At 44.2% G+C, this 14,577-nt stretch carries 10 protein-coding genes; 1 reads left to right on the plus strand and 9 read right to left on the minus strand.

The annotated features are described in order from the left end of the window. Positions 1–120: 120 nt before the first annotated feature. Positions 121–2,832: a M14 family metallopeptidase gene (locus tag CEF21_RS20065; protein WP_164462259.1), complete on the plus strand. Its 2,712-nt coding sequence runs from the start codon at positions 121–123 to the stop codon at positions 2,830–2,832. Between the two features lie 359 nt (positions 2,833–3,191). On the opposite strand, the gene CEF21_RS20070 is transcribed toward CEF21_RS20065, so the two are convergent. The 9 genes from CEF21_RS20070 to CEF21_RS20110 form a co-directional block, all read right to left on the minus strand. Further along, complete coding sequence (locus tag CEF21_RS20070) at positions 3,192–4,196, minus strand: inorganic phosphate transporter (protein ID WP_123919472.1); 1,005 nt, start codon at positions 4,194–4,196, stop codon at positions 3,192–3,194. 16 nt (positions 4,197–4,212) lie between these two features. Next, a complete protein-coding gene (locus CEF21_RS20075) occupies positions 4,213–4,836 on the minus strand; it encodes a DUF47 domain-containing protein (RefSeq protein WP_123919474.1) in 624 nt (207 codons plus the stop codon). 232 nt (positions 4,837–5,068) lie between these two features. After that, the gene (locus CEF21_RS20080; RefSeq protein WP_123919476.1) at positions 5,069–5,896 is read right to left on the minus strand and encodes a carbohydrate ABC transporter permease; all 828 of its coding nucleotides are present in this window, start codon (positions 5,894–5,896) and stop codon (positions 5,069–5,071) included. A gap of 13 nt (positions 5,897–5,909) precedes the next feature. Continuing rightward, a complete protein-coding gene (locus tag CEF21_RS20085; protein ID WP_123919478.1) occupies positions 5,910–7,238 on the minus strand; it encodes a carbohydrate ABC transporter permease in 1,329 nt (442 codons plus the stop codon). A gap of 97 nt (positions 7,239–7,335) precedes the next feature. Beyond that, the gene (locus CEF21_RS20090) at positions 7,336–8,640 is read right to left on the minus strand and encodes an ABC transporter substrate-binding protein (RefSeq protein WP_123919480.1); all 1,305 of its coding nucleotides are present in this window, start codon (positions 8,638–8,640) and stop codon (positions 7,336–7,338) included. 54 nt (positions 8,641–8,694) lie between these two features. Continuing rightward, entirely contained in the window at positions 8,695–9,687 is a 993-nt protein-coding gene (locus CEF21_RS20095) for a LacI family DNA-binding transcriptional regulator (protein ID WP_123919482.1), read from the minus strand. Between the two features lie 293 nt (positions 9,688–9,980). After that, the gene (locus tag CEF21_RS20100) at positions 9,981–11,360 is read right to left on the minus strand and encodes an MATE family efflux transporter (protein WP_123919484.1); all 1,380 of its coding nucleotides are present in this window, start codon (positions 11,358–11,360) and stop codon (positions 9,981–9,983) included. 295 nt (positions 11,361–11,655) lie between these two features. Then, positions 11,656–13,359: a choice-of-anchor I family protein gene (locus tag CEF21_RS20105; RefSeq protein WP_123919486.1), complete on the minus strand. Its 1,704-nt coding sequence runs from the start codon at positions 13,357–13,359 to the stop codon at positions 11,656–11,658. Positions 13,360–13,583: 224 nt separating this feature from the next. Then, on the minus strand, positions 13,584–14,576 hold the full coding sequence (locus tag CEF21_RS20110; RefSeq protein ID WP_123919488.1) for a C40 family peptidase: 993 nt from the start codon (positions 14,574–14,576) through the stop codon (positions 13,584–13,586). Between the last annotated feature and the right edge of the window lies 1 nt (position 14,577).

The raw sequence follows: 14,577 nt of genomic DNA on the forward strand, positions 1-14,577 counted from the left end.
TTATCTGAAAATACATATTTATAAATGAAATTGTATATTTTTCTTTCTTTTTCTTTCTATTTTGTGATAATCTTTTGCTGTAAGGTTTTTTTGGAAGATTATAAGAGAGGAAGGGGAAATATGTACAAAAAAAGTGTAACCATTTTGCTGGCACTGATGCTATCCATTTCATTCGCATTAGTACCGGCGCAGGCTGTTTCGAATACCGCCGCTGTCAAAACCGGTGATTCAGGCGTTCTTACAGCTAGTCAGTCCCTTATTTCAATGACAGAGGAAAGAGAGATTGATGTTACAGCCGATCTTGGCTATTCAGCGGATCTCACCAAGCTTGAATGGACTTTCGGAGGCAAGCCCCTTGACCAATGGAAGCAATGGGACCCTAAAACAAAAACCTACTCAGGCGCTCCTTACATTACGTTTTCAAAAAAGCCCGCCTACATAGAAGGAACAACAAAGATAAAAGCGAAGCTGAAATTCAGTCTCCTTTACGGAACGGATGACGTCTCTCCACGAAGTCTTCGAACTCTATATCCTGCCTTAATCGGAAACTACAGCTTGGCCGTTAAAGATCCTGACAAAGGCCAAACAGCAAGCACTCCATTTAAATTAAATGTGTATGATGAGTATCTGAAATGGGAAGAAATCAAGCCGGCCATCGATAAAATCAGCAAGGAAGCGATTAACGGCCGCTATGTATCCTATCAAACTCTTGGAAATTCCTCTGAAGGAAGACCGATGCATTTTATGGTTCTTGCCAAAGATAAAGCATCTGTTGATCAGTACTTAAATCAAATTGCGCAGCAAAAGCTCGAAAACCCGGCGGATATAAAGAAAAAAAGCGCAAACGGGAAGCTTAAAAATTACAAAGTTCCTGTATGGATCAACAATATTCATCCCGATGAATCTCCTGGTGTGGACGCCATCGTTGAGCTGTACCGGATTTTTGCAACAGAAAAAAACAAATCCTTTAAAACATCTGATAATCAGAACCGTGAAAAGGAAGTCAATCTGAACATTGATAAAGCCCTTGATAATGTTATTTTTCTTTTCAATTTCACTCAAAATCCCGATGGACGGGTATACAACACCCGCCAGAATGCAAACGGATTCGATTTAAACCGGGATAACACCTATCAGACTCAAATTGAAACACAGAATCTGGCAAAAGGTCTCTCGAAATGGCTGCCGGTTTCCCTGCTCGATTTCCACGGGTTTTATGATGAATTTGTCATCGAACCGTGCACTCCTCCCCATAATCAAAACTATGAATATGATTTGCTGATGGATGGAATGGTGGAACAGGCTGAACAAATGGGAAAAGCAGGGGTCGCCAATACGAAATATGACAGCTACCTGATTCCGCTGAAGGACTGGCCGAATAAGTTTGATGATGCTACGCCTTCCTACACGTCCACCTACTCTATGTTCCATGGAGCGATGGGCCATACCGTGGAAATCCCTGATTTGAATGCAGAATCCTATAAAGCACTTGTCAACGCGGGATTGGGTGCAGCTAAATACGTTGCCGAACATAAACAGGAACTGTTTAACAACCAGCTTGACGTCTATGAGCGCGGAGTACTTGGAGAAGACGACCGGGCAGTAGACAAATGGTTCGTGAATCCGGCTGGAGATGAGATCGGCCGGGACCGGAAAGGGAACAGCAATTTCTTCCCTGATTATTACGTCATTCCAGTGGATAAAAAGCTTCAAAAAAATGTGTTAGAAGCACACAAAATGGCGGACTATCTCATTCGCAATGGGATTAAGGTGAGCAAATCGACCAAAACCGTACGAGCCGGCAAGCAAACGTATCCGAAAGGCTCTTATGTAGTAGATATGAAACAGGCAAAACGCGGGTTCGTTAACGCGGTCCTCTATGACGGTGAAGATTTATCCGAATGGGAAGAAATGTATGCGGAAGTCATCAACAACTTCCACGATCTAAGAGGCTTTACACGCATGGAGGTCCGGGCTGAGAATGCCTTCGCAAAGGGCTTGCAGCCGGTCAAAAAAGTGACTGCGCCTAAGACGGAAGCAAAAGGACATTCCGATTATTATGTACTTAAAAACTCGAGCAATGAAGCCGTCAAAGCTGTCAATAAACTCCTTCAAATGAAACAGCCTGTCCATCAGCTTACAGCCGGAGGGAATGGGTATGCGGCAGGCGATTATGTCATTTCCCGCAGAAACCTGGAATTCGTTAAAAACAGCTATTACCTGGATGTTGCGCCTTACAGCAAAAAAGGAAAAACAATCAAAATGAAGCAGCCCAAAGTATTCAGTACAGGATCAAGCGCTTCGAAATTCGTGCTGAAAGAATTAGGCTTTGCTTTTGCTGCAAGCGAGAGCGAGGCGGACGTAGTAATTGACGATGCCGGAACTGCAAACAAAACGCTTATCCAAACCGGCAAGCCATATATCGGAATCGGCAGCAGCTCGCTGAATTTCGCTGAAAAAGAAAACCTTCTTCCGGGATTTGACTATTCAACTACAACCGGCTCCCGCGCATCACACGAAGGACTGTTATGGACAGACGTGACAGCCGGTCAGATGATCACAAGCGGATATGGGAAGAAAGAGAAATTGTATATTGCAACAGGATCCTACATGAAGGCTGTGCCGAAGGATGCTGTCATTCTTGCCAAAGTCGCGAATCAAAAGGATTTCTTTGTTAGCGGATGGTGGCCGAAGCATGAAGCAATAAAGGGGCAAACCATTGCGTTCACGAAAGGTAATATCACTTTATTTGCAAATGATCTAACCAATAAAGCCCACCCGCAGTACAGCTATCGGCTACTGGCAAATTCAATTTTTGCAGCGGGGAAATAATAAAAAACCAAACAAACAGCTTCGGCTGTTTGGTTTTTTATTTTGGCTGTTTAATGATGGGGCGGGGTGGTCTGGCGATGCATGACCAGCCTTGCTTTAACACATCAGGGATCCCTATCAGAGGCTTTAGCAAGGCTGTCAAGGAGAAGCACCAGAGCTTTATGGCGTTAGAGAAAGACGGGACTGGCACGGTGCCAGTCCCAGTATGCTTCACCGGGGCCGGAGACCGGCAGTCACAGCGCCTTGTGCGCCAGCAGTTTAACATTTCAATGCCGGAGTAATCAAGAAAAGCTCCGGCACCGGGGTTTAGCCGTCTGGACAGGTAGAATAAAAACCCCCTTTAACAGGGGGTTTTCTAATTAAAACACTAAATTCAAAAGCAAATACATGATTCCCGCCAGCAGAGCTGATATCGGAAGTGTGATCACCCAGGTAATGATCATCGTTTTAGCCGTGCCCCACTTCACGCCTTTTACGCGGTGTGATGATCCAACCCCTAAAATAGAGGAAGAAATTACGTGGGTTGTACTGACAGGGAGATGGATGAGTGTCGCTCCAAAAATGATGGCTGCAGATGTTACGTCAGCCGCTACCCCGTTAACAGGACGGATTTTCATGATCTTTCCGCCGACGGTCTTGATGATTTTCCAGCCGCCGACTGAGGTTCCGATCCCCATGGCTGCAGCACAGGATAATTGGACCCAGAAAGGAATTTCGCTCGGATCCGTGTGAAAACCATTGGCAATCAAAGCAAGTGTAATGATTCCCATCGCTTTTTGAGCATCATTCGTTCCGTGAGAGTATGCCTGAAGGGCAGCAGTTGCAATTTGAATCTTCCGGAAACGATTGTTTGTTTTAGAAAGCTGATGATTTTTTCTGAAAACGACTTTAAAGATACTGTATATGATATATCCGATTACAAATGCAAGAATCGGAGAAAGAATAAGTCCTTCGATAATTTTAATAAAACCGGCCCAGTTCAGAGCGCTAAAGCCTGAAGCTGCAATAACCGCTCCTGCGATGGATCCGATCAGAGCATGTGAAGAACTGCTCGGAATTCCGTAGTACCAGGTAATAAGATTCCATGCAATGGCTGCAATTAATGCTGCCAGAATAACGACCGATCCATTTTGAAGGGTGAACGGGTCAACGATATCTTTTGTTATCGTTTTGGCTACCCCAGAGAAGGTCAAGGCCCCGACAAAATTCATGACCGCAGCCAGAATAATCGCGTGGCGCGGCTTTAACGCTTTTGTCGAAACGGAGGTTGCAATAGCATTTGCCGTATCGTGAAATCCGTTTATAAAATCAAACGCCAAGGCTCCAATAACAATCAGTATGGTGATAATCAGCATTGTTTCCATAATGTGCGGTCCGCCCTTACGCGTTTTTCATGATGATGGTTTCAAGTGTGTTCGCAACGCCCTGGCAGCTGTCAGCGACTTCTTCGAGTGTTTCAAAAATTTCTTTATGCTGAATGATTTTAATTGGATTTTCTTTTTCCACTGCAAATAAATTCTTTACAGACGTACGAAGCAGATTATCGCAATTGGACTCGATTTCTTTTATGCGGATTGAACGTTCGCGCACAAGATCGAGCTTGCGTTCAGATAATAAATCAATGGCAACGGAAATTTCAATGACTGCTTCATTAAGCAGGGCCACAAACTTTCTCATATGGTCTGTAGGCTGTGTGACAGAGTACATTTCAAATAGAGCGGCTGCCTGTTCCAAGCCGTCAATTACATCATCAAGGATCATCGCAAGCTGCAGAATATCTTCACGCTCAATCGGTGTGATGAATGCCTGGTTTAATTCTTTAATGATGTTATGAACCAGGGTATCCCCTTTATTTTCATATTCCTTTACCGTTTCAAAGAATTCTTTCAGATCATGGGCATTCGAAATTTTATATGTGACGAAATATTCGGAAGCCACTTTAATGTTATCCGCAATTTCAATCAGCATATCTGAAAACTTGTCCTTCTTTTTTGAGAAAACCATTCTTTATCCCTCCATGGAGCCTATTATTTTTATCTCTTTTTTTTTGCATCCTTAGGCATTATATAAAAATTTGTCGAATCACGAAACAGATGCACACTAACATTTACAAACTTGTAATATAAACCTTCTGACAGCTTTAACATTCATTGGGTATAATTAAATTTTTTATTCCGCTTTTTGAGAAAAAGTGACCAAAAACCCCGCTCCAGTATCAGGAAGCGGGGTTTTTGGACTATTCTTTTACAGATCCGGATGTTAAGCCGGAAACGATTCTGCGCTGGAACAAAAGAACAAGGATGACAAGCGGGACGGTGACCACCACTGTTGCAGCCGAAATCTCTCCCCAGGGAATGGTAAACTGGCCCTGGAAGAGCGCGATTCCAACCGGAACCGTTTTATATGCCACATCCGTATTAATGGTTAAGGCAAACAGGAATTCATTCCACGCTGCGATGAACACCAGGATGGCGGTTGTAAATAATCCTGGGGCCGCAAGCGGGAAGATGACTCTCCAGAAGGTTTGCATAATTGTAGCCCCGTCCATTCTTGCTGCTTCTTCAAGCTCAAATGGAATTTTCCTGAAGAAGGTGACTAGGAGCCAGATTGATAACGGCAGCGCAATGGTCGTATAGGGAATGATTAATCCCAAATACGAATTTGTCAGCCCAAGATTTTTCAAGATAATGTAAATAGGCGAAATGGTCGCAATCTGCGGAAACATGGTGACAGACAAAACGAGACCGAGAATGACTGTCTTTCCTTTAAACTGCAGACGTGCAATCGCGTAGGCAGCAAATGACGCGACAAACACCGTATACAGGGTGGTGCTGAGCGATACGATAAAACTATTTTTTAAATAGGTCAAGAACGGATAATCCACAAAGACCGAAACATAGTTCTTAAAGGTCGGATTGTCTGTGATCGGAGTAAAGGCCTTTTCTCCAAACAGCTCGGTCGCCGGCTTAATGGATGCGAGCAGGATCCATAAAAACGGAAACATGACGACAAAAACAAAGATAGCTAGAAATATGTAGAAAAGGATACCCGGTTTTTTATTCATCTGCTTCTCCCTCCTACTTCCCTGGTCCGTCGTTTAGTAAATCTCTTCCTAGGAAACGAATGAAAATCATTGAAATAATCGCAACACATATAAATACGATTACGGAAAGCGCGGAACCCGTTCCGAAGTTCTGCTGATTAAACATATACTTATACGCCAGCAGGGAAATGGTTTCTGTTGAGTTCGCCGGTCCGCCGCCGGTTAGAACGAAAATCAAGTCAAATACACGGAATGCATCAAGAGTCCGGAACAACAGGGCAACAAGAAGGCTCGACTTCAGGAGCGGAAGGGTAATGCTCGTAAACTGCTTCCATTTTGTCGCTCCATCGATTGATGCTGCTTCATATAAGGAGCCGGGGATCGTCTGCAGGCCGGCAAGCAAGAGAAGCGCCATATAAGGAGTCGTTTTCCATACATCTGTAAAGATGACAGAGAACATAGCGCCTGTATCCGTTGTTAGCAAATAGGCCATTTTGTTTACGATTCCCACTTCTTCAAACATTTTGGCGATGACACCATTTTGTCCGTCATAAAGGAATTTCCACATAAGGGCTGACACTGCGGTTGGAATGGCCCATGGAATCAGAATCGTAGCCCGGATAAGGCCTCTTCCAAAGAATGCTTTGTTGATCAAAAGGGCAATGGCCAGTCCAATAACGAGTTCAAACCCTACCGATACTAAGGTAAATACTAGCGTGTTGCTGAGAGCTTTCCACATTCTCGCGTCAGTCAGCTGATCAGAGTAATGTTTGAATCCAATGAAGTTCGGCTGGCGAATGACATCCTTCAATCCGTCCGCAAGGCCTGTAATTTTCTTTTCATCCTTAAGCTCCAGTTTTTTTAGCGTTGTCTCGGCTTCTGAAGCTTTGCTGCTTATTTCTTGAGCGAGCTTTTTATCTATCTTCACAACAGCTGTTCCTTCGTCTACTTTTTCGAAGTTAAGCAGTTTGTCATTGACGATGTCATAATTGGCTTTAACATCAGGATTATCCTGAAGCTGTTTGTCCAGGGATTCTAAATCTTCTTTAATAGCCGTCAGCTCGGCTTGAGGATTTTCTTTTATTTCATTATCAATCCCGCTGATCAGGAATGGGTAATTGTCCAAATATCTGGAGAGATCGATTTCATAGCCTAAATGAGTTTCCGATTTTGAAGGATCACTGAGTTTCAGGTCAAACATACTGAAATAAAATGATTGCAATACAGGCCAGATCGCAATGACTAGAATGAGAATCAAAGACGGCGCTATTAGTGAGTAGGCCATGAGCCGTTCGGGATTCTTTTTCTTTTTGGGCTTCGCATCTTTCGGTACATGGGCAGAAGTCGACGTTTTCGTTTCCATTTTCTCACTCCCTTAATTTAAATCAGGCGGCCGCATAGCCATGAAAAGGCGCCCGGCCCTTTGAAAGGGCCAGTGCGCTCTCAAATATGCAATGAACTTATTTGATTTGAGCTTTCATTTCTTTTTCCATTTCCTGAACCGCTTCTTCAACTGTCATAGAGCCGGCGATTGCTTTGGAAACATTGATTTGAATGATTTCAGAAATTTCCTGATAGTTTGCAGCAACCGGACGAGGCACGGCAGCCATCAGACCTTCCTGGAAGTTTTTATCTGCAAATGTTGGATTGGCTTCAAGGACTTCTTTGTCTTCAAATAGTTTGTTGATGGTTGGCGCATGTCCGCCATGGATCGCATCGATTTTCTGTCCTTCTTCACCTGCCATAAATTTAAGGAATTCCCATGCTTCTTTCGGATGCTCCGTATTTTTATTGATTCCAGCCTGCCAGCCTCCAAGTGTAGCTGCAGAACCTTTATCTCCGGCAGGAAGCGGAGCAATCGCTACTTTTCCTGCAACTTTTGATTTTTCCTTGTCATTGGCACTCGCGAATTCATAAGGCCAGTTGCGAAGGAAAGCCGTCTGTCCTTCAATAAATGCCTGATCTGATTCAATTTCAGTGAATGTCGTAACATTCTCCGGTACGAATCCGGATTTCGCTACCTCGACCATTTTCTTAAGACCTTTGATGGTTTCAGGGCTGTTTACCACGACTTCATTCTTCTCATTGATAAATTTACCGCCATAAGCAGCAACAAACTCGATAGCGTTGCACACAAGTCCTTCATATTGCTTTGCCTGCATAACGTAACCGAATTTCGTTCCGCCCTGGCCTTTTTTCGCATTTGCCTGTTTGATCAAGTCATCCCACGTTTTAGGGACTTCATCTTCTTTCACTAAGTCCGTACGGTAGAATAGAAGGCCGGCATCAACGAATTTCGGAAGAGCCCATTGCTTTCCGTTAAATTGGGAAGCTGCCAGTGCCCCCTCGTTGTACTCGCTCAAGTCTACCTTGTCCTGCTGAATATAGCGGTCAAGCGGAAGGACGTAATCTGCCTGTGCAAATTCAGCAGGCCATACAACGTCCATATCGAATACATCAATTTCAGTAGAGTTTGCATTGAATGCGGTTACATACGCATCATGCTGAGCTCCTGTATCGGCTGGCATTTCACGGAATTCAACATCAATGTTCGGGTATTTTTCTTCAAAGGCTTTTACCATTTCAGATGTACCCTTTGTTACATCCTTACCGCGGGCGTATGTAAGGGTTACCTTTTCACCCTTGCTGCCTTCTTTTTCCTTGGAATCTGTGTCGCCGGAAGACTGGTTAGAAGAACAACCGGCCAGCGCTAAAGATAGAGATAGAGCGGTAACAGCTGCAAAACGCGTCTTTTTCATTTTCATGATCCATTCCCCTTTGGTTTTATTGTTTTTGTAAACCCTTACATTATTGCGCATTCAAGTAGAAAATCGTTCTATGATTTCCAGTTTCAAAGGCTCCTTGGGCATGGCGGGTGCATGCTCTTCAGAGAGAACAAGGTTAAGCATAAGTTTCATTGCCCGTTCACCGATCTCATGAGCCGGCTGACGGATTGTTGTCAGCTGAGGAAGCGTCATTTCAGCGATTGGCTGGTCATCAAATCCGATGACGGCGAGATCGTCCGGTATGTTTAACCCGATATGCCTTGCTTCATAAACGATTCCGGCAGCTACCTGGTCGCTGCCTGTAAAAATAGCGGTGGGACGGTCCTTCATCGCTGCAATCCGTCTCAAAACTTCTTTTCCATCATGATAATCCGCCGCAATCCGGAATGCATACTCTTCTGTTACCCGCAGTCCCGCTTCCTTCATGGCCAGTTTATAGCCTGCCTCCCTTGCTTTTGAAATAAAGCTCCGGAAGCGCCCCTGGCAAAAAGCGATTTTTTTGTGGCCTTTGTCAATCAGGTGCCTTGTTCCTATGTACCCTCCATACACCTGATCGAGGCGGACATTCGGCGTGTTTGATGCGTGATCATACTCATTGCACATCACGACAGGCCCGTATGACATATAATCCTGCACAATCTTCGAGTCGTTCTCAATAGAAGTAAGAATGATTCCATCTACCTGTTTGGATTTTACTAAGTTAAAAAACTGTCTTTCTGTGTTTCTGTCATACCTGGTCTGGCACACGAGCAAACGGAAACCATTTTCAGTAGCGACTGTATCAATTCCCTCCAGCAAGTATGAAAAAAACGGGTTCGTAAGCATTGGAATAAATACAGCAATGGTATCTGTTTTCTGGCTTCTCAGTGTTTGAGCAGATGAGTTAGGATAGTAATTGAGCTTCTTCATCGCTTCTTCTACTAATCTCTTCTTTTCTTCAGAAACGTAGGGATAGTTATTCATCACCCTTGAAACAGTTGACCGCGACAAACCTGCCAGATTTGCAACATCTGTAATAGTCGCCAAGCAAGTTCCCCCTTATCCATTCCCCCCCTGTTTATGAAATCGATTTTTGAAATCGTTTTCAAAATGATTTTATACGATACAGGAAAAAATTACAACACCCATTAAGAGATTTTTTCTAATATTACAATAAATCGAGCTTTCCCGGCTCTTTTCTTGAAACGAAATGAAAAACGGCTGTCTGAAAAGTTCTGAAGAGAGAAAATGATTGATACGAAAACCCCCTGAGCGCTATGTTTATGAGCATCCAGGGGGTTAGTTTTTAAAACGGAGTTACTGACAGCCCTCTTTGCCTGTCAGACTGCATTGGACTGCTTGACGAGCGCAAATTTTTCCCATTTCCGGCTCTTCCAGCGGAAAAACATAATGACGGCACGTGTCCACTCATCTGCGGCGATGGCTATCCAGATTCCTGCGAGACCCATATCCAGCTGAAATACTAAGAGATAGCCGAGCGGCACACTCATGCCGACCATTGAAATCATCCCCATCCAGACAGGGAATTGTGCATCACCGGCTGCTCTGAGTGAATTGATTAACACAATGTTCATCGTTCTTCCCGTTTCCAGCAGAATACTTAGCAGCAGCACGTTTGCGCCGAGTTCAATGACTTCCCGGTTATCCGTAAACATTTCCATTAGCGGATAACGGAGCAAAATAATGACCCCGACCATAAAAAGAGTGACGGCACTCGCCCATTTTAAACTTCTCCACACCTGACTATAAGCGGTTTGCTTATGTCCTCCGCCTACGTAGCGCCCGACCATGATCGCTGTTCCCATTCCGATTGCAATGGCAAAGAGAAAAATAAACATGGATAAATTGGAAGCATATTGTCTTGCAGCAAGCGAAGCGGAACCGAGGAAGGTTGCATAAAAAAGGAAAACAATCTGGCAGGCCTGATACATCACTTGCTCGAAAGCAGATGGTATGCCGATTTTTAATATTTTCCCTGCGTACTCCTTCGAAAAATTTAAGTAGTCCCGGAACCTAATCCGTACCTCCATAATCCGATACAGGAGCCAGAAAAAGACGATTAAGGCAGCGAACCGGCTGACAATCGAGGAAATAGCCGCACCCTGAACGCCAAGCTCAGGAAATCCGAATTTCCCAAAAATCAGCAGATAGTTTCCTGCAATATGAACAATGTTCATTCCCAGGGATACAAACATCGCCTCTTTCGTAAATCCATGAACGCGAATAATGGCAGCAAGAGAATTTATAATGGCTTGAAGAAAAATCGCACCGCCCACAATGTTTAGATAACCTTGTGCATTTGACAGAACCTCGCCCTGCAGGTTTAGAGATTGAAGCATCTGGCTGCTGAAAAGCAAAAAGCTTGCACTGATCACAAGACCGGCAGCCAAGTTCAGTACAACAGCGAGCGCAGATATTCTCGCTGCCTCCTGCAGCCGTTTCGATCCGAGATATTGTGCTACAACAATAGAAGCCCCGTTCCCGATTACTTCTAAAACAAGAATCGCTATATGCAGGAACTGATTGGCTGCTCCCACGCCGGATACCGCATCATCCGAAATGGCACTCAGCATAAACGTATCGGCAATGCCCATAAGCATAAATAAAAAGACTTCCAGGAAAATCGGCCATGTGAGGAGGAACAGACTTAATTCCTTTGCCGGCTTGCTTTCGGCCGTTAATGGTTGTGGCTGAGCCATGATGCACCTTCTTTCTGTATGGCAAATTTAAACAAAGAGTATCGTATCACAGTTCCACTTTCACCGGCACTTCTTTTTTACGAATTTACAATTTTGATACAAAAGACCATTTTTCAATTGAACCGTTTGACAAGCATGAGGCCGAGTGTTAAGTCCGTATGGCGGGAATAAGAAAGAGCCATTTTGAACGAGGTCTCAATGGCAGTTTAAATATATCTGTGATTTTTTTAATCCATACACTCAGACAGAACGGAAAAAAGCGGAACCCAACTTCCACGGATTCCGCTCCAGCTTCTTATCTGAATACATCCTTAATCAGCTTGTCAATTCCAGCAAACACAGAGGATTCCTTTACACCTGTGCCGCCTTTATGCTTTTTCTTTTCACCATTCAATTGATTCACGGATACCGTTCCGCTCACTTCGTGTCCAGCAAGAACAAGCGGACGATTCGTCGGGCTTGCTTCGGCAGGTATGAAATCCAATCCTTCCGGTGATACGTCTCCAGCAATATCCTCTTCAAAGCTGCGGGTGTTCAGGTAATTTGCAAACTTGGCTTTTTTCGGTTTTGAAAGATCATACGTCATGATGCCTCCGATACGCTCAAGTCCAATGAATGCATAAACTTTGCCATCAGTTTTGCCGATTTTTACTTCCTCCGGTTCAGGACCTTTCTTTACGCTGCGTTTGTCCAATTCGATGTCATCATTCGATCCGTTAAAGTTTTCAGGGAACCGTTCCGCCGTTATTTTTTCAAATTCGCTGCCGCTGTCATACACAAGCTCCATTGTGTCAGCATTCCAGATGGAGAATGAACGGCCGCCTAGTGTATAAATCGCATCGTTCCCTCTGTCTGTCAGCACTTCCAGCTTGTCATATGCAGGATTGTTTTTCATTTCCTCAAGCTTTTCTTTTGCTTCTTTTTTGGACATCCCCTTGAACAGGCTGCTTTCTAAAGAGATATCGTTCTTCACGTCTTTAAAGTCCTTCACATTTTCGAATTCTTCCCACTCTGTCGCGTCGCCTTCATTTCCCGTGATCAAATAGCTTGTCCCGTCAATCGTTACCTGAGATATGGAATCGGGCATATAAGATCCGAGAATCGGGAGGTTTTCCATTTTAATTTTCCCGTCTTTCGCAGCATCCAGCTCATTTCCTTTTACTGAATGGTCCTTGTACCCAAGGAATTTAACAGAAAGGATCTTCCCTTTCTTTACATCAACCGTTGCGATGGCGTTGTTTTCCTGAAGCGTTACGTATGCCTTGCTGCCATCATCGGAAAGAGCCATATACTCAGGTTCAAGGTCGGCCGCTGCTCCGCCTTTTTTGTTGCGGATGTGGACGTCTTGGTCAATGACCTTTTGATCATCGAATTTCACGTGTTTCGTTTTTCCTGTTTTGAAATCCACAACCGTAACCGAGCCTTCCGGATCTGTTCCTTTTTCAAGACCTGCTCTTGGTTCACCTTCATCCGCAGTCAAAATGGATGAGCCATCCTTGCTCATTTTAATCATGTCAGGCTGTACCCCTGCATCGAACGTTTTTAAAATTCTGCCGCTGTAATCCATGACAACAATTTTGCCCGCTTTGGCATAGTCCTTTTCCTGTACGGCTGCCACTACAACCTTTTTCTCTGCATTGACGTCAACACTTGTGATATCTCCGTATGCAAATGAATCCGAGTTCACTGCTTTCCCGACATCAATGGACGCTTCCTTGGAAAGCTCCTGCGCGCCATTCGCTTTCAGTCCTTTAAGGCTGACAATATCAATTGTTTGGGTTTTTCCGTTTATTAAGTAGAACTTTTGATTATCCGGATTGTATTTGATAATTTCTGCAACTCCGCCTTCTTCACTCGTTGCTCCTGTGCTGTATCCTGCAATTTTAGAAAGGTCAATTTTCGGGTTCAATTTATGTGAACTTTCTGCCCCTGCCGTAAAAGACGGAATGAGCAAGGCTCCTGTCATAAAGGCTGCTGTAATTGGTTTGGCAAATTTCAACTCAAACTCCCCCTTCAGATTCGGTGACTCTATGTAAAATAGTGTAAGGAAGAAATATGGATGTTCATATACAGACAAGTTAAGGTTATGTAAAGGAAAGATGACATACATAAAAAAGGATGCCGTGGAAAGGCATCCCAATTCTTTGATTTACTACTTTATTAAATATGGATGCTGATTGCAGCTGGCAGGAATCAAAAGCTGTAAAAATCAATACTCGCTTTTCACAGAGCCTGATTTATATATCTTCTGGCACCGGCAAATTCCTCAGCATACCCTTTTGTCGTAACCGGGATGATTTCCACTGTTCTCTCGGAGTTCGGAGAGTGAATCATCATCCCGTTTCCTGCATACATGGACACATGATGTACTTTACCTTTTCCTTGATCATATGCGTAAAACATTAAATCCCCAGGCTGCAGCTCCTCTGCTTTCACCGGAATTCCCGACCGTGCCTGAACGGAAGAATCGCGGGGGATGGAAATTCCATGCGCCTGATGCAGAGTAAACGTAAATCCGGAGCAGTCAAATCCAAAACCGCTCATGCCAGCCCATAAATAAGGAAGCCCTAAAAACATTTTTCCCGTGTTAACGAGGTCCGCACCCGTTGGCTTGGGCATATCTTTCTCGGAAGAATAGGCGGACGCATCGTCCTTGCTGATCCATGCTTTTTTCCCATCAGGAGTCATCACCCTGTAAGCCTTTTTTGTCTCTTTTAAAAAGGGAAGCCGTGTATTATAGCTGATTTCAAGCTTTTGCTTTCCTTTTAAATAAGCAGTCGGTTTTGTGACAAGCACGAACGGCTTATCCTCGTGATATGCAAACGCACGGCTGTAAGTCAGCTGTTTAGCCGGCATCCATCCGGGATAGCCAAGTTCATTTCTTGGTGTAGACTGACCTTTAACAGCCACCTTCACCCAATCTCCTTTTCTCTCTAAAATGGTTACTTTATTCCCATACAAGGCTTGAGTTTCAAGCATTCCGTCATCAGAAAGCTGGAGTTTGTCGGCAAGCGTCATGGAACTGGTCCACTTCCTCATATCAACAGGATAAAGAGCGGATGGCAGATCCACCTCTCTCAATATGTCCGGCTCCGTCCAAAGGGTAGCAGCCGATACATTGACATACGCCGTTTCCCCCTCCGAGGCGTTTACAGGAATCTGAAAGAACGAGACTGAGAGAATGACAGTGAAAATCATCAATAAGAGACGTTTCATT

This window comes from Bacillus sp. FJAT-42376 (genome assembly GCF_003816055.1).
Classification (GTDB): Bacteria; Bacillota; Bacilli; order Bacillales; family Bacillaceae; genus Metabacillus_B.

Coding starts and splice junctions, on each gene's coding strand:
- CEF21_RS20065 (WP_164462259.1), top strand. CDS start 121: ATGTACAAAAAAAGTGTAACCATTTTGCTGGCACTGATGCTATCCATT.
- CEF21_RS20070 (WP_123919472.1), bottom strand. CDS start 4,196: ATGGAAACAATGCTGATTATCACCATACTGATTGTTATTGGAGCCTTG.
- CEF21_RS20075 (WP_123919474.1), bottom strand. CDS start 4,836: ATGGTTTTCTCAAAAAAGAAGGACAAGTTTTCAGATATGCTGATTGAA.
- CEF21_RS20080 (WP_123919476.1), bottom strand. CDS start 5,896: ATGAATAAAAAACCGGGTATCCTTTTCTACATATTTCTAGCTATCTTT.
- CEF21_RS20085 (WP_123919478.1), bottom strand. CDS start 7,238: ATGGAAACGAAAACGTCGACTTCTGCCCATGTACCGAAAGATGCGAAG.
- CEF21_RS20090 (WP_123919480.1), bottom strand. CDS start 8,640: ATGAAAATGAAAAAGACGCGTTTTGCAGCTGTTACCGCTCTATCTCTA.
- CEF21_RS20100 (WP_123919484.1), bottom strand. CDS start 11,360: ATGGCTCAGCCACAACCATTAACGGCCGAAAGCAAGCCGGCAAAGGAA.
- CEF21_RS20110 (WP_123919488.1), bottom strand. CDS start 14,576: ATGAAACGTCTCTTATTGATGATTTTCACTGTCATTCTCTCAGTCTCG.